The organism is Bradyrhizobium nitroreducens, assembly GCF_002776695.1.
GTDB lineage: Bacteria > Pseudomonadota > Alphaproteobacteria > Rhizobiales > Xanthobacteraceae > Bradyrhizobium > Bradyrhizobium nitroreducens.
On sequence record NZ_LFJC01000003.1, the window covers coordinates 1,415,272 to 1,429,959 of the forward strand.

At 65.0% G+C, this 14,688-nt stretch carries 17 protein-coding genes and 1 pseudogene; 6 read left to right on the forward strand and 12 right to left on the reverse strand.

The genetic code is table 11. The features are described 5' to 3' along the window. Positions 1–48: 48 nt before the first annotated feature. The 4 genes from TSA1_RS07150 to TSA1_RS07165 all read right to left on the reverse strand — a co-directional run bounded on the left by TSA1_RS07150 (position 49) and on the right by TSA1_RS07165 (position 3,541). Positions 49–870, reverse strand: coding sequence for a tetratricopeptide repeat protein (locus TSA1_RS07150; protein WP_100181013.1), 822 nt, complete (start codon positions 868–870; stop codon positions 49–51). A gap of 32 nt (positions 871–902) precedes the next feature. After that, entirely contained in the window at positions 903–1,586 is a 684-nt protein-coding gene (locus tag TSA1_RS07155) for a substrate-binding domain-containing protein (RefSeq protein WP_100175736.1), read from the reverse strand. 18 nt (positions 1,587–1,604) lie between these two features. Further along, entirely contained in the window at positions 1,605–2,306 is a 702-nt protein-coding gene (locus TSA1_RS07160) for a GrlR family regulatory protein (RefSeq protein ID WP_100175737.1), read from the reverse strand. A 200-nt stretch (positions 2,307–2,506) separates the two neighbouring features. Continuing rightward, the gene (locus tag TSA1_RS07165; RefSeq protein ID WP_100175738.1) at positions 2,507–3,541 is read right to left on the reverse strand and encodes a glutamine synthetase beta-grasp domain-containing protein; all 1,035 of its coding nucleotides are present in this window, start codon (positions 3,539–3,541) and stop codon (positions 2,507–2,509) included. 534 nt (positions 3,542–4,075) lie between these two features. On the opposite strand from TSA1_RS07165, the gene TSA1_RS07175 reads away from it, so the two are divergent. After that, positions 4,076–4,279: a DUF2735 domain-containing protein gene (locus TSA1_RS07175; protein ID WP_100175739.1), complete on the forward strand. Its 204-nt coding sequence runs from the start codon at positions 4,076–4,078 to the stop codon at positions 4,277–4,279. 109 nt (positions 4,280–4,388) lie between these two features. On the opposite strand, the gene TSA1_RS07180 is transcribed toward TSA1_RS07175, so the two are convergent. Continuing rightward, positions 4,389–4,715, reverse strand: coding sequence for an MliC family protein (locus TSA1_RS07180; RefSeq protein ID WP_100175740.1), 327 nt, complete (start codon positions 4,713–4,715; stop codon positions 4,389–4,391). Between the two features lie 71 nt (positions 4,716–4,786). Here TSA1_RS07180 and TSA1_RS07185 point away from each other — a divergent pair, with 71 nt between their 5' ends. Both TSA1_RS07185 and TSA1_RS07190 read left to right on the forward strand, forming a co-directional pair. Then, the gene (locus TSA1_RS07185; protein WP_100175741.1) at positions 4,787–5,545 is read left to right on the forward strand and encodes a tyrosine-protein phosphatase; all 759 of its coding nucleotides are present in this window, start codon (positions 4,787–4,789) and stop codon (positions 5,543–5,545) included. Positions 5,546–5,568: 23 nt separating this feature from the next. Next, positions 5,569–6,249, forward strand: coding sequence for an SDR family oxidoreductase (locus tag TSA1_RS07190; RefSeq protein ID WP_100175742.1), 681 nt, complete (start codon positions 5,569–5,571; stop codon positions 6,247–6,249). Here the strand turns inward: TSA1_RS07190 and TSA1_RS07195 are convergent, their stop codons facing one another. Further along, the gene (locus TSA1_RS07195; protein WP_100175743.1) at positions 6,250–6,597 is read right to left on the reverse strand and encodes a GrlR family regulatory protein; all 348 of its coding nucleotides are present in this window, start codon (positions 6,595–6,597) and stop codon (positions 6,250–6,252) included. Positions 6,598–6,722: 125 nt separating this feature from the next. Between TSA1_RS07195 and TSA1_RS07200 the strand changes: the two genes are divergently transcribed. Next, positions 6,723–7,409: a DUF2161 domain-containing phosphodiesterase gene (locus TSA1_RS07200; protein WP_100175744.1), complete on the forward strand. Its 687-nt coding sequence runs from the start codon at positions 6,723–6,725 to the stop codon at positions 7,407–7,409. A gap of 95 nt (positions 7,410–7,504) precedes the next feature. Further along, entirely contained in the window at positions 7,505–7,810 is a 306-nt protein-coding gene (locus TSA1_RS07205; protein WP_100175745.1) for a hypothetical protein, read from the forward strand. A gap of 189 nt (positions 7,811–7,999) precedes the next feature. On the opposite strand, the gene TSA1_RS07210 is transcribed toward TSA1_RS07205, so the two are convergent. After that, positions 8,000–8,605 (reverse strand): GNAT family N-acetyltransferase, encoded by a 606-nt coding sequence (locus TSA1_RS07210; protein ID WP_100175746.1) that lies wholly within the window; start codon positions 8,603–8,605, stop codon positions 8,000–8,002. Positions 8,606–8,757: 152 nt separating this feature from the next. Then, a complete protein-coding gene (locus tag TSA1_RS07215; protein WP_100175747.1) occupies positions 8,758–9,156 on the reverse strand; it encodes a PaaI family thioesterase in 399 nt (132 codons plus the stop codon). Positions 9,157–9,274: 118 nt separating this feature from the next. On the opposite strand from TSA1_RS07215, the pseudogene TSA1_RS07220 reads away from it, so the two are divergent. Then, positions 9,275–10,086: pseudogene (locus TSA1_RS07220) on the forward strand (cobalamin-binding protein). A gap of 162 nt (positions 10,087–10,248) precedes the next feature. Here the strand turns inward: TSA1_RS07220 and kynU are convergent. The 4 genes from kynU to TSA1_RS07240 all read right to left on the reverse strand — a co-directional run bounded on the left by kynU (position 10,249) and on the right by TSA1_RS07240 (position 14,684). Then, positions 10,249–11,451 (reverse strand): kynureninase, encoded by a 1,203-nt coding sequence (gene kynU / locus TSA1_RS07225; protein WP_174718790.1) that lies wholly within the window; start codon positions 11,449–11,451, stop codon positions 10,249–10,251. Between the two features lie 19 nt (positions 11,452–11,470). After that, complete coding sequence (gene kynA / locus TSA1_RS07230; RefSeq protein ID WP_100175749.1) at positions 11,471–12,310, reverse strand: tryptophan 2,3-dioxygenase; 840 nt, start codon at positions 12,308–12,310, stop codon at positions 11,471–11,473. A gap of 36 nt (positions 12,311–12,346) precedes the next feature. Then, the gene (locus TSA1_RS07235; protein WP_100175750.1) at positions 12,347–13,156 is read right to left on the reverse strand and encodes an alpha/beta hydrolase; all 810 of its coding nucleotides are present in this window, start codon (positions 13,154–13,156) and stop codon (positions 12,347–12,349) included. Positions 13,157–13,406: 250 nt separating this feature from the next. Beyond that, complete coding sequence (locus TSA1_RS07240) at positions 13,407–14,684, reverse strand: ArgE/DapE family deacylase (RefSeq protein WP_100175751.1); 1,278 nt, start codon at positions 14,682–14,684, stop codon at positions 13,407–13,409. Positions 14,685–14,688 lie beyond the last annotated feature (4 nt).

Below are 14,688 nucleotides of genomic sequence, written 5' to 3' on the forward strand. Positions count from 1 at the left end.
CATCAACGGCGCACGCGCGAGCCGGGTTCCGTCGGGTCCCGGCTCCGTTCAGAAGCACAGCGTGGTGACGAGCTTGCCCTGCTTGTCCTTGATCGCGTAAGGGCAGCGCAGTCGCTCCAGCGCCTTCTTGGCGTCCTCATCGCCGAGCGCGGCGGCGCGCTCGTAATAGGCTTTCGCGGCGTCCTTGTCCTTCGGCCCGCCGCGGCCTTCCTGCGCGAAGGCCCCCATCCGCTCCAGCGCGCCGGGATGGTTTTGTGCGGCCGCCTTCTCGAACAGCGCACGCGCCGCAACGTCGTCCTTCGCGCCGCCCGTGCCTTCGGACAGCATCAGGCCGAGCTGGTACTGCGCCTCCGGATTGGTTTCGGCAGCCTTGCCGAGCAGCGCGCGCGCCTGCGCGGGATCGGCCGGTGCGGCGCCGCCAGCGCCGCCGAGCGCGGCGAGATTGCTGACGCCGCGGGGGTTGCCGGCCTGCGCCGCCTTCTCGAACAGCTTTCGCGCCTGGGCTTCGTCCTTGGTAACGCCCGAGCCGGTCCCGTAGGCGACGCCGAGCTCGACCATGGCCGCGCTCGATCCCTTGTCGGCCGCTTTGCGCCAGGCGGCGATCGCCTCGCTTGTTTGCCGGTTGGCCGCAAAGGCGCGACCGAGCGCGAACATCGCGCGCCGCGAGGACGGCGCGGCCTGCCTGCAGAACTTGATCGCAGTCGCGACGTCGGAGGATGCGATCTCGCTGACGCCCCGCACGTCAGCCGGCTTGTCGGGATCGCTGGGATCGGCCGCCACACGGTCGCACAGCACGAGATCAGCCGATTGCGCAAGCGCGCCCGAGGGCGCGGCGAGCGCGAGCAGGATGGTAAGCAGACAAATCCGCATGGACACGACGTTGCCTTCCCGCTCCGGCATATCTAGGGCTCCAGTCCCGATTGGCGCAAGGCCGGGGCGACCTCCGGCGATGCCAGATAACGCAACAGCCGCTCCGCGGCCTCGGCATGTTTTGCATCTGCCATGCAGCCGGCGGAGAACACCGCCGGCGTTTGCAGCTCGTGCGGGATCGGTCCGACCACCTCGATGCCTTCGACCTGCTTCAGCTCGCTGAGCTGCTGCACGGCGAGATCGGCCTCGCCGGTCACAAGCCGCTCGGCCGTAAAGCCCTGCTCGACGACGGTGGCCTTGGCGTTGATCTCGGCTGCGATCCCCATCCGCGCGATCAACTGGGCGAAGTAGACGCCGCTCGCGCCCAGCCGCGAATAGGCGACAGACCGCGACGCGAGCAGCGTCGTGCGCAGCGCCGCTTCGCTGCCGATGTCGGGATGCCCCTGCCCTGCCCGCACGGCGATGCCGACATAGGACCGCGCCAGATCGGCCGCGCCATCGGCGAGCACCCGGCCTTCGCCGATCATGTCGTCGAGCCCCTCGCGGGTGAGGATGACGAGATCGGCAGCCTCGCCGGCGCGCAGGCGCTTGAGCAGCGCCAGGGTCGGCGCGAAGTCGGCGTCGACATGGATGCCTGTTTCGGCCTCGAAGGCGGAGGCCAGGCTGCGCATCGCGCCCATCAGGCCGAGCGTCGAAAGCATGCGGATCTTTTCCATGGGTCCTTCCCGTCGCGATCAGGCACGGTGCATCAGCTTGAGCGCGGCGGTCAGGCGCAGGCTGCGCTTGCCGGCGAGCGCGGTTGCCTCCAGCACCGCCTGTTCCGCGTCGTAGCTGCCGGAGAAGCCGATGCCGACCTCGTGGCCGCCGAAGATCGGATCGTCCTTGGCCGGCGTATGTTCCTGGTTGAGGATCTGGCCCTTCCAGCGGCCGTTCGTGGCGATGTAGCTGCCGAGATAGTAGAACGCGGCATCGCCGCCGAGGATGCGGCCCTGGTTGAGCAGCATCACGCCGGTGAGACTGCCGTCGAGACCATCGAGCATCCGCAGATGGATGGAGTAGAGCCCGTCGGCGATGCCCCCTTCGCTCATGCCGCCGAAGGTCGGCGCCTCGTCGTCCGTGATCGGTGTCATCACCGACTGGAACGGAACGCCCGGCAGCTCCTTCAATTCGCCCTTGAAGCGGAAGAGATCGCCGTCGGCCCAGCCCCTGGCGAGCAAGGTGGCATCGTCGGTGCCCGCCATGGCGCGATAATTCGGATCGGGATTGTGGCGGACGGTGCTGATCACCACGTCGACGCCGCTATCGGTCTTCTCGTAAGTGCCGATATGGGCGAAGGCCGAATTGCCGCCGAGCATCTTGCCATTGCCCGCATGCATCACGCTGCGGCCGACGACGTCGCCGAGCTGAAATCGAACCTTGTAGAAGCCCTCAAACACCAGCCGCGTCCCCGGCCCCTGCGCGCATCCGCGCGCACTCTATCCCGCTTTCCAGTGCGAAGGACAAGTATCGCACGGCCTAGGCATCGCATGACCACAGGAACGGCGTCATCCAGATGCAAAAAATCCGCCGGAGCCTTTCAGCTCCGGCGGATTGAAAGCCAACCCGGGCCAGCCCCCCAGCCCGGGCCGGGAGGATCTTAGGCGACCGCCTTCTTCTCGGTCGGCACGGACGCAATCGTCTTCAGGATCTGCGAAGCGATCTGGTATGGGTCGCCCTGCGAGTTCGGACGGCGGTCTTCCAGATAGCCCTTGTAGCCGTTGTTGACGAAGGAGTGCGGAACGCGGATCGAGGCGCCGCGATCGGCAACGCCGTAGCTGAACTTGTTCCACGGCGCGGTCTCGTGCTTGCCGGTCAGACGCTTGTCGTTGTCCGGGCCGTAGACGGCGATGTGGTCCATCAGGTTCTTGTCGAAGGCGGCCATCAGCGCTTCGAAATACTCCTTGCCGCCGACGGTGCGCATGTACTCGGTGGAGAAGTTGGCGTGCATGCCCGAGCCATTCCAGTCGGTGTCGCCGAGCGGCTTGCAGTGGAACTCGATGTCGATGCCGTACTTCTCGGTCAGGCGCAGCATCAGGTAGCGGGCCATCCACATTTCGTCAGCGGCCTTCTTGGAGCCCTTGCCGAAGATCTGGAATTCCCACTGGCCCTTCGCGACTTCCGCGTTGATGCCTTCGTGGTTGATGCCGGCCGCGAGGCAGAGGTCGAGATGCTCTTCGACGATCTTGCGGGCGACGTCGCCGACGAACTTGTAGCCGACGCCGGTGTAGTACGGGCCCTGCGGCGCGGGATAGCCGTATTCGGGGAATCCGAGCGGACGGCCGTCCTTGTAGAAGAAGTACTCCTGCTCGAAGCCGAACCAGGCGCCGGCGTCGTCGAGGATGGTGGCGCGCTTGTTCGACGGATGCGGGGTCTTGCCATCGGGCATCATGACTTCGCACATCACGAGCACGCCGTTGGTGCGCGCGCCATCCGGGAAGACGGCGACCGGCTTCAGCACGCAATCGGAGCTGTGGCCTTCGGCCTGCTGGGTGGAGGAGCCATCGAAGCCCCAGAGCGGAAGCTGCTCGAGCGTCGGGAACGACGCGAATTCCTTGATCTGAGTTTTGCCGCGCAAGTTCGGAGTCGGCGTATATCCGTCGAGCCAGATGTACTCGAGCTTATACTTGGTCATTGAGCCTCTCTGTAGATGATGCGAAAGGTGGGGTTGAGAGCCCCGCACGTTTGTACCCGGCCATCATCGGCCGGCCCCCTACAAGCATTTTGCGTGCCAAAAGGCCGCAGTGCGGAGGGTTTTCCACCGCTGTCCGGGGGCCTTCCGCCGCGAAGAGTCGGGCCCGGTGGTCTGCGTCATAGCCGCGCACCTTCACGTGAAGCTGCAGCGCGAAAACCCCGGAAAAATCGCCCGTTTCTGATGCAGACAACGCAGCGCTGGAAGTTGCCGATGAAACACGCATCAACCGCTGGCAATATTCGCAAAGTCTCCCACCCCTACGCAGCAACCTTTGGAATGGCCCAAGCGTTGGTCACCGAGAGCGTGCCTTAGGGGATGCATACCTTCGACTGCTCATAAATTGGGCGGCAACTGATCTCCTTTTCAGCACTTTCCAATTCGGGAGCCGCGGCCGATATGGGGATTCCGGTAACCACAATCGAACGAGTCGGGCGCACCATGGAGGCTAAGGCGCTTCGACCAAGGAGAATCGTAATGATGAACAATGGTCTGAGTCACGGATCGGCAACGATCTATCAGTTTCCGGTCGGGGGCCGCGCAGCTCTCGCCGGACGCCGCTATGGCGAGACCCGCCTTCCTGCCGATCACGGCTCGCTTCCTGCGAACGTCTCGATCTGCAGCGAGAGCTGGTATCACCAGGACGCTGTCGACGAGGCCAAGCCGAAATGGGATCGCTGATGCCAGGGCTTGGTTTGACATCGCCGCGCTCGCGCAAGCGCATGGCGACAGTTGAGAAAGGGTCGAAACAACGGTGTTTCGACCCTTTTTGATTCCTGCTGCCCCGCGGCTAGATTCCGGGCCTTTCGATCACCGCGCAGGTCGTGACCGGCCGCCCCAGGTGCTTCACCGTGGTGGGCCCCGTTCTGGGAATTTTCAGCGTGACCCCGGCCCCCGAATAGCGCGCCCCGGAGACCGACAGCCGCTTGGCGAGCGTGACCGGCTCGCCGTCGATCTGGAGAAAGGCCCGCTTGTCGGCGTCATAAAATCCAACGATGAACTGCGTACCATCGGCGCAGCGATAGGTCCGGAAGTTCTGCGCATCGGCCTGCGTCACACCGAAAATTCCGCCCGACAGCATGGTGATCGCCAAAACAATGGCCTTGTGCCGGTCCATGATCGCCCCCTGTAATAGACCTCAAGGACGCCCGCCGTGCGCCCGCTGGAACCATAACCCAAGCTGATCCCATGCAAGACTCCTCCCTCAAGGACTCCCCTGCCCGCCACCTCGCCTTGCAGGGCGCCAGCAACTTTCGCGATCTCGGCGGCTATCCGACCGCCGATGGCCGCACCACACGTTGGCGGCACATCTTCCGCTCCAACCATCTCGGCCAGCTCACCGCTGCCGACGTCGAGATCGTCCGTGCGCTGGGCATCAGAAGCGCATTCGATTTCCGCGGGATTGAGGAGCGCGCGGCCGGCATCTGCGTCGTAGACGAGATCACGGTGCATCCGCTGCCGATCGAACCGACCGTGGTCGCCGCGCTGCGCGCCGAACTCGCGGAGGGCACGCTGACCGCGGCGGCCGCCCTCGAGCTCATGCGCGAGTCCTACCGCAACTATGTCCGCCACAACACGCACAGCTTTCGCAACCTGTTCGGCCATCTGCTGGAAGACCGCGCACCGCTGGTGATCCATTGCACCGCGGGCAAGGACCGTACCGGCTTTGCCAGCGCGCTGATCCTGCATGCGCTCGGCGTACCCGATGACGTCATCGCCGAGGACTACCTCTTGACCAACCAGCACTACAGGCGCGATGCGACGGCTGCCATCGACCTGCCGGAGGACGTTCGCAACGCCATCGGCAGCGTCGAGGCCTCGTATCTTGCCGCGGCTTTCGAGGCGATCGGCCATGAATACGGCGATCTCGAAACTTATCTTCGCGACGGGCTCAAGCTCGGCGTGACCGAGCGGGCCGCGCTGAAGGCGCGCTATCTGGAATCGTAGGCCGCAGCGCCGGGAGATCGACAATGCAAGGTAAGATCCTGGTCATCACCGGCGCGCTCGGCGCGCTTGGCAAAGTGGTTGCCGAAATCGCGCAGTCGCGCGGCGCACGCGTCGCCGGCATCGACCACGCGCCTTCGCAACTGTCGGCGACGCCCGAGCGCATCGAAATCGGCGGCGTCGATCTGTCCGACGCGGCCCAGGCAAAGACCGCGATCGACGCGGCGGAAAGACATTTCGGCAAACTCGATGCGCTGATCAACATCGCCGGCGGCTTTGCGTTCGAGACGGTCGGCGACGGCGACACCAAGACCTGGCAGCGCATGCACGCGCTCAACGTCCTGACCGCGCTCAACACCTCGCGCGCGGCGCTGCCGCATCTCGCAGCGTCCAGCGCTGGCCGCATCGTCAATATCGGCGCGATGGGCGCGCTCCAGGCCGGCTCCGGCATGGGCCCCTACGCGGCGTCGAAAGCGGGCGTGCATCGCCTCACCGAGGCGCTGGCCAACGAGTGGAAAGGCAAGGTCACGGTGAATGCAGTGCTGCCGTCGATCATCGACACCCGCGCCAACCGCGCCGACATGCCGAAGGCGGACTTCTCCAAATGGGTGACGCCGCAGGAACTCGCCGAGGTCATCCTGTTCCTCGCCAGCGACGCCGCCAGCGGCGTCACCGGCGCGCTGATCCCGGTAGCCGGACGGGTGTAATCAATCCGGCACCAGCAGCCGCAGATTGCCCTTGAAACGGATGCTCTGCTTGCCGGCGAGCGCAATGCCCTCGCCATACGCGGTTTCGTCGGTGTAAGTGCCGCTGAAGCCGATGGTCACGACCTTGCGGCCCCACACCGGGCGCTCGTCGAATGAGGGCGAATGCTCCTCGTTGGTCAGCTCGCCCTTCCACTTCCCGTTGGCCGAGGTGTAGGTGCCGTAGGCGAAGAAGAATGAATCGCCGCCCCGCATGGTGCCGTCGCGCAGCACCATCACGCCCTGATTGCCGCCCTGCACGGCATCCAGCATCTCGATGCGGATGTGATAGAGCCCGTTCCTGATCGTCATCTTCGCAATGCGCCCGGCTGTCCGGCTGCAGGATAGCCGCACCGCTCTCTCCCCGGCAAATGGCGCAGAGGCCGAGATGCGATCCGGGCTAGACTGCCGCAACTGATTCTCCGATCGGATACCCCGTGGAAACCGCGCTCTACCTGCCCGTCAAACGCTTCCTCGAAGAGCTCGGCTTCACGGTCAAGGGCGAGATCGGCGGCTGCGATCTCGTGGGCCTCAGCGCCGGCGATCCGCCGGTCGTGGTGATCGGCGAACTCAAGCTCGCCTTCAATCTCGAGCTGATCCTGCAGGCGGTCGATCGCGCGTCCGCAGCCGACGAGGTCTGGATCGCGGCGAAGATGTCGATCCGGGGCAAGGGACGCGAGAGCGATGCGCGCTATCGCAATCTCTGCCGCCGCCTCGGCTTCGGAATGCTTGGGGTTACCGACCGCGGCCAGGTCGAGGTGCTGGTGAAGCCGCCGACGGCGGCGCCGCGCCGCGAGCCGAAGGTGCGCTCGCGCCTCGTCGCCGAGCATCAGCGCCGCCAAGGCGATCCCGTGCTCGGCGGCAGCACCCGCGCGCCGATCATGACGGCCTATCGGCAGCAGGCGCTGGCCTGCGCCTCGGCGCTTGCTGAGGGACCGCGGCGCGTGCGCGACTTGCGCGAGCGCTGTCCTGATGCCGGCAAGATCTTGCTTAACAATGTGTATGGCTGGTTCGAACGGGCCGACCGGGGAGTCTACGGGCTCACCGAAGCCGGACACGCGGCCCTGAAACGCTGGCCACAGCAGCGGGTTGAGGTCGCTTCCGGGGTTGCGTCGCTACCATGACACCCGACCGGTGCATAGCTGAGATGCCACACCAATTTCATATTGCAATGCAACATTCGCGGCACTAGGTATCCCGGCATCAAAACGAGGCCGTTATGAGCGCAGACTGGAATACCAAATATGGCACGCGGCGCGTCCGCCATGATCCGCCGACCCTGGACGAGGCGATCTTCGCCGCCATTGGCATCACCGACGATCAGGAGCAGCAGGCCGAGATCGCCGCAGCCTTGATGGGGATGCCGCTCGATGTCGTGCAGGCCGAGGTGAAGAAGCAGGCGCGCACCAACAGCCGCATCACTGCGACGCGCGTGATCGCCGGCGAACAGGGCGCGCAGCGCTCCATCGTGGTCGAACGCCGCGTCGTCCGCCGCTTCGGCACCGGCACGCGCACCGGCACCTAGAGCATTTTCGGTTCTGATTGAATCAGAACCGAAGCTCTATATTCTTGTTCTGACGCGTTTTCTTCACGCGAACCGGTGTCCACTTCGCTCGAAAAACGCTCTAAAGCGTTCACTTCACGACCTGCGGAATAAAGAAGCGGACCGGCGATGCCGGTCCGCTTCTTTTGATTCCATCCGCCTTTTTTGAGGTCAGGCGGCGCGATTGTCGTACATGCTGGAGATGATCTTCCAGCAGGTCGAGTTGAGGCTGAGAAGCGCGCGACCGGCCGCGAATGGCGAAGCCGCGAGATCGGCGAGCTCCGCTTCGGGTGTCCTGGCGAGATCGATCGTACCGGTCGATTCGCCATGGCGGAAAGCCAGATGCGCCCCGAACTTCCTGGCGAGCGCCCGCATCGCGTGATTCTCCGCACCCGTTGTGATGCGCAGCCGCTTGTAGCCTTTCCAGCGGGCCTCCGCGATCAGGCGGCGGAACAGCACGGTGCCGACACCCTGGCGTCGCGCGGAGGCTTCCACGCTGAAGGCGACCTCAGGCAAGGCCTCGCCTTCCGGCGGATGCAGCTCGGCCGCACCGCGGACCACGCCGTCGACAATATAGGCAACGATCACGGTGCCGTCCTCGGCGCAGCGGGCGGCGTAACGCTCGATGAAGCTGTCGTCGAGATAACCGTTGAAACGGTCGTGCCGGCTTCCAGCATCGAGCCGCAGCAGGTGATCACGCAGGAGCGGCAATTCTTCCTGCTGGATCAAAGTCCGCACATAGCCAGGGGCGGTGCGAACGGTCGCTTCAAGTACCACGTCAAAACTCCTCTTGGTGTCCCTCGAGGAGGCGTTCGAATCCCTAGGATCCCTATATTGTGCATCGCACCATATTTTTCAAGACGGGAACCTGCCTAACTTAACGGCATCGGGAGCGACTAATTCGTTAATAAAATCAAAGCTCCGTAGTCTTACAGGACCAACTGGGTCTGGGTCACCACGGCCACCAGCTTGCCGTCCTCGGTTTCCAGCCGGGTGGTCCAGACCTGGGTCCGCCGGCCCCGATGGACCGGGGTCGCGGTGGCTATGACCGTGGTTCCCTCCTTCGCCCCGCCGATGAAATTGGTCTTGCTCTCCAGTGTGGTGGTGCCCTTGGCATCCTCAGGCAGGTTGATCACGGTCGCGGCCGCGCCAACGGAATCGGCCAGCGCCATCACCGCGCCGCCATGGATGGTGTGATGCAGCGTGCAGAGGTCGGGCCGGACCGTCATCCGCGCCACCACGCGGTCCTTCCCGGCCTCGATGAACTCGACGCCCTTGAGCTCGGCGAACGGCATCTTCATCGCTTTAAGTTTCTCCAGCGGCGTCATCAGATCTCCTCCCAATTCCTTGTTGCCTCAACGTGAATTGCTTCGCGCGGCAAGGCAATGACGTCCGAGGTCATGGCCGGGCTGACATCGGCGCGGACATTGTGCATAGGCTCGGTCCATGCGCCATTTCCCGCCCCGCCGCATCATCTGCCTGACCGAGGAGACCGTCGAGACGCTGTATCTGCTCGGTGAGCAGGACCGCGTCGTCGGCGTCTCCGGCTATGCGGTTCGACCGCCGCAGGTGCGGCGCGAGAAGCCGCGCGTCTCCGCGTTCGTCTCGGCGGACATTCCGAAGGTCCTGGCGCTGGAACCCGATCTGGTGCTGGCCTTCTCCGACCTTCAGGCCAACATCGTCGCCGACCTCGTGCGCGCTGGCGTGGATGTCCACGTTTTCAACCAGCGCGACGTCGCCGGCATCCTTGCGATGATCCGCATGCTCGGCGCACTGGTTGGTGCGACGGAGCGCGCGGAGGGCCTCGCGCAAGGCCTGGAGCAGCGCCTGGCGGCGATTGCCGCAATGCCCCGCCCCTCGCCGCGGCCAAGGGTCTATTTCGAGGAGTGGGACGATCCCTTGATCTCCGGGATCGGCTGGGTCTCCGAATTGATCGAGATCGCCGGCGGTACGGATGTCTTTGCCGAGCTGCGACGCCAGCAGGCGGCCAAGGACCGCATCGTCGCGGCAGAGGCGGTGCGCGAAGCCGCGCCCGACGTCATCCTCGCCTCATGTGGTGCGGCAAGAAAGTCGTCCCTGCCCGCATTTGCGCGCGCCATGGATGGGGCGATATCCCCGCCGTGCGCGGCAATCGCATCGTGGAGATCAAGTCGCCGGTCATCCTTCAGCCTGGGCCGGCGGCGTTGACGGATGGGCTGGATGCGATCGTGTCGGCATTGTGGGGGCGGGATTCGAAACTGCCTACCCCGTCATCCTGAGGTGCGAGGCATGGGACGCAACGCGTCGCATGAGGAGCCTCGAAGGATGAACGGCCCCGATGGAGCCGGGCCATCGCCCTTCGAGGCTCGCCCAGCGACGCTTCGCACCGCCAGGCTCGCACCTCAGGGTGACGGTGATAGAAGAGTGACGACGATGTATTTTCACGTCACCGCGTTCACGACCTGATATTCCGGCCGTCGCCACACCTCGCCTGCGATCACCCCCTCGATGATCTCCGCCGCCCGCACGATCTCGCTCTCGCCAATGTACAGCGGCGTGATCCCGAACCTCATGATGTCAGGCGCACGGAAATCGCCGATGACCCCGCGTGCGATCAGCGCCTGCATGGCGGCGTAACCGCCGTCGAAGGCAAAGGAAACCTGCGAGCCGCGGTGCTCATGCGCGCGCGGAGTGACCAGCCTCAAGGACGGGCAGCGGCGCTCGACCTCGGCGATCAGCAAGTCACCGAGCGCCAGCGAGCGGGCGCGGACCTCCGCGATGTCGACGCGGTCCCAGATGTCGAGCGAAGCCTCCAGCGCCGCCATCGCGAGTACCGGAGGCGTACCGACGCGCATGCGCTCGACGCCGCCGGCGGCGGCATAGGCCAGCTCGAACGCAAACGGCTTGGCGTGCCCCATCCAGCCCGACAGCGCCGCCCGCGCCGTGTCGGCGTGGCGCGGGCCGACGTAAAGGAAGGCCGGCGCGCCGGGACCGGCGTTGAGATATTTGTAGGTGCAGCCCGCCGCGAAATCCGCGCCGCACGCGGCAAGAGCGACCGGCAGCGCGCCGGCGGAATGGGCGAGATCCCAGACGGTGACGATGCCGAGCGCATGCGCCTTCGCGGTCAGTTCCGCCATGTCGTGGCGACGGCCGGTGCGATAGTCGACCTCGGTGATGTAGAGCACCGCGACATCCTCCGAGAGCGCGGATTCGATCTCCTCCGGCGCCACCAAGCGCAATTGATGGCCGCGCCCAAGTGTCTCGATCAGGCCTTCGGCCATGTAGAGATCGGTCGGAAAGTTGCCGGTGTCCGACAGGACGATCTTGCGGGATGCGTTCATGTCCAGCGCGGCGGCGAGCGCCTGATAGACCTTCAGTGACAGCGTGTCTCCGACCATCACCGAGCCGGCTTCCGCACCGATCAGCCGTGCGATGCGATCGCCGAGTAGGCGCGGCTGGACATACCAGCCCGCGGTGTTCCAGGCGCGGATCAGCTCATGGCCCCACTCGGTCGTGATCACGCGGTTGACCCGCTCGGCGACGCCGCGGGGCAGCGCACCGAGCGAATTGCCGTCGAGATAGATCACGCCATCGGGCAAGTGGAACAGAGCTTTGGTGTCGTCATAGACGCGATATCTGGTCATGGATATTTCTTGGGCATTTCTACAGAATGGTGCGGACGCGCCAGAGTTCGGGGAAGAGCTCCACCTCCAGCATGCGTTTGAGATAGCTGACCCCGCCGGTGCCGCCGGTGCCGCGCTTGAAGCCGATCACGCGCTCGACCGTCGTCACATGGTTGAAGCGCCAGCGGCGGAAATAATCCTCGAAGTCGACCAGCTTTTCGGCGAGCTCGTAGAGCATCCAATGCGTCTCCGGCGCCTCGTAGACCACGCGCCAGGCCTGCAGCACGCCTTCGTTGAAGCTGTGCGTTTCGCGAACATCGCGCGCCAGCACCGCTGCCGGCATCCTGAGCCCGTTGCGGTCGGCGAGCCTGAGCACCTCGTCATAGAGGCTGGGCGTTGCGAGTTCGGCCTCGAGCAGCTTCGTCGTCTCGACATCGTGCGCGTGCGGCTTCAGCATGGCGTGGTTGCGGTTGCCGAGCAGGAATTCGATCAGCCGGTATTGCCGCGACTGGAAGCCCGAGGATTGTCCGAGTTGCGAGCGGAAGCGCGTATACTCGCTCGGCGTCATCGTGCGCAGCACGTCCCAGGCGTTGTTGAGCTGCTCGAAGATCCGCGACATCCGCGCCAGCATCTTCATGGCGGGCGACACTTCGTCTCTGGCGATGGCGCGGCGCGCAGCACTGAGCTCGTGAATGGCAAGGCGCATCCACAGCTCCGTGGTCTGATGCTGGATGATGAACAGCATCTCGTCATGCGCTTCCGAGAGCGGGTGCTGCGCGCCGAGGATCGCATCCAGCGCCAGGTAGTCGCCATAGGACATACGGCGGGCGAAATCGGTCTCGGCGCCTTCGCTGGTGGGATCGTAGTCGCTGGACGTCATGGACAGGCCCTTTCGATCGATCTTCCCCGGCTTTGCTCAGTCGAGGCCGATCAGGCGCGCGGTGATCGGCGAAGCCGGATCCTTCAGTCCGTCGATCACTGTAAAATGGTTCAGCCCGGGATCGACCACGAGGCGCGTCGGCACATCGAAGCCGGTCCAGATGTTGGCCATCAGGTCTGACTGGCGGATGAATTCGGGCCGCTCGACGCCACCCACCCAGGCGGTCACGGGCGCATGCCCGCGCGGCAAATGCAGCGCCGCACTCTCCAGAGTGGCCTCCTCCATGCTCATGCGCAGCGTCTCGTTCATCCTGGTCTTGAGCAGCGGACGCAGATCATGCAGACCGCTGATCGAGAGCGTGCCGGCAATGCGATTATAGACGGCGGGCTCCAGCCGGCTGTCGTCGCACAGCATGCGCATCACGAGATGGCCGCCGGCGGAGTGGCCGGCAAGCCGGATTGGCCCTGCGACGAGTGAAGCCGCTTTCGCGATCGCGGCGGCGATCTCGGCGGTGATGTCGCTGATGCGGGCGGCCGGCGTCAACGTGTAGCTCGGCAGCGCCACGCTCCAGCCGTGATGACGCGCGCCTTCCGCGAGATCGGTCCAGGTCGACTTGTCGAAGCGCATCCAGTAGCCGCCATGGACGAAGACGACGAGGCCCTTGCTGTGGCCGTCGGGCAGGATCAAGTCCAGCTTCTGGCGCTCACCGGCGCCATAGGCGATGTCGGGTCGAAAATTTGTCAGCCCGGCCCGGTAAGCCGCCGCTTGCTCCGCCCATTGCGCCGGCATCTTGTCCGAGCCCGGGATATGGGCCGAATTGGCATAAGCATCATCCCAATCGCGCATCGTGTCTCCCTGGGACTCGTTCAGCGGGCTGAGCGCCAGTCTGCCACCGGACAGACCGGCATCCTAGTCTTTCTTTTAAGCTTAAAGGATTTGGCGAAGCACGTGTTTCAGGCAGATGGCGCTCCAGCCGAGACGCCGTAGGGCGGGCAAAGCAAAGCGTGCCCACCACCCGCACGAAATCGAGGAAGGTGGTGGGCACGGCACAGGTGCGCCTTTGCCCAACCTAGGAGAGCTGTGCCTGAGGTGACCGCTACGCCTTCTCCACCCCGCACCACTCCGCGATGAACAGCGCCATCGCCTTGGTGGTTTTCTTCAGCGAGTCCAGATCGACATATTCGTTGAAGCCGTGCATCTCGCCGCCGCTGGCGCCGAAGCAGAGGCTCGGGATACCGTGGTTGAGGCCGTAGAAGCGTGTGTCGGTGAGCGCGGTGAAGACGAGGTCTTCGACGGCGCCGCCATAGACCTTGCCGAATGCCTTGCCGAACGCGGCCTCCGGCGCCGCGGCGTCCGTCAGCTCATAGCCTTCCGACAGGAAGCCCGACCATTCGATCTCCGGCGGATTGTTGGCGAGGAAGCGATGGTTGCGCGCGGCGGCCGCGACGCAGGCCATGATCTCTTTCTGGTGATCGGCGATCGACCAGCCCGGCAGCACCGCAATCCGGCAATCGACGTCGCACCAGGCCGGTACGCTGGAGGCCCAGTCGCCGCCCTTGATGATGCCGGGGTTGAAATTGATGGGATGGTTGAGCGTCTTGAAGTGCTTGTCCGCCTTCGCCCGCTCGTTCCATTCGATCTCGAGCTTCTGCAGCGCATGGATCAGATGATAGGCCGCCATGATCGCATTGGCCCCGGAGCCGGCGAAGGCGACATGTGTCGGATGCCCCTTCACGCGCAGGCGAAACCAGATCACGCCGACCTGCGAGCGTACCATCTTGCCGCCGGTCGGCTCCGGAATGAAGCAGGCATCCGCGCGGTAGCCGCGCTGCAGCGTCGAGAGGGCGCCGACGCCGGTGCTCTCCTCCTCGATGACGGACTGGAAGTGAATCCGCGCGGTGGGCTTGAAGCCGGCGGCTTTGATCGCATCCAGCGCATAGAGCGCACCGATGGTGCCTGACTTCATGTCGCAGGCGCCGCGGCCGAACATCTTGCCGTCCTTGATGACGGGCGAGAACGGCGGCGTCTCCCACAATTCCAGGGGACCGGCGGGCACCACGTCGCAGTGGCCCTGCAGGATCAGCGATTTGCCGCCATTCGTTTGCGGACGGTAGGTGCCCACCACCGAGCGCGCCTTGGAGAAATCATGCTCGATCGGGCCGAAGCCGCGCAGATCCTTGAGATCATCGACATCGATATGCCAGTCGTCGACCTCGTAGCCGCGCTGGCGCAAGAGGTCGCCGATCATGTCCTGGCACGGCCCCTCCGCCCCGCGGGTCGAAGGGATCGCGACGAAATCGCGTGTGGTGGCAAGCTGGGCCTCGAAGCCGGCATCGACGGCGTCGAGAATCCTCTGCTGCGTTTCGGCATTCATCAGG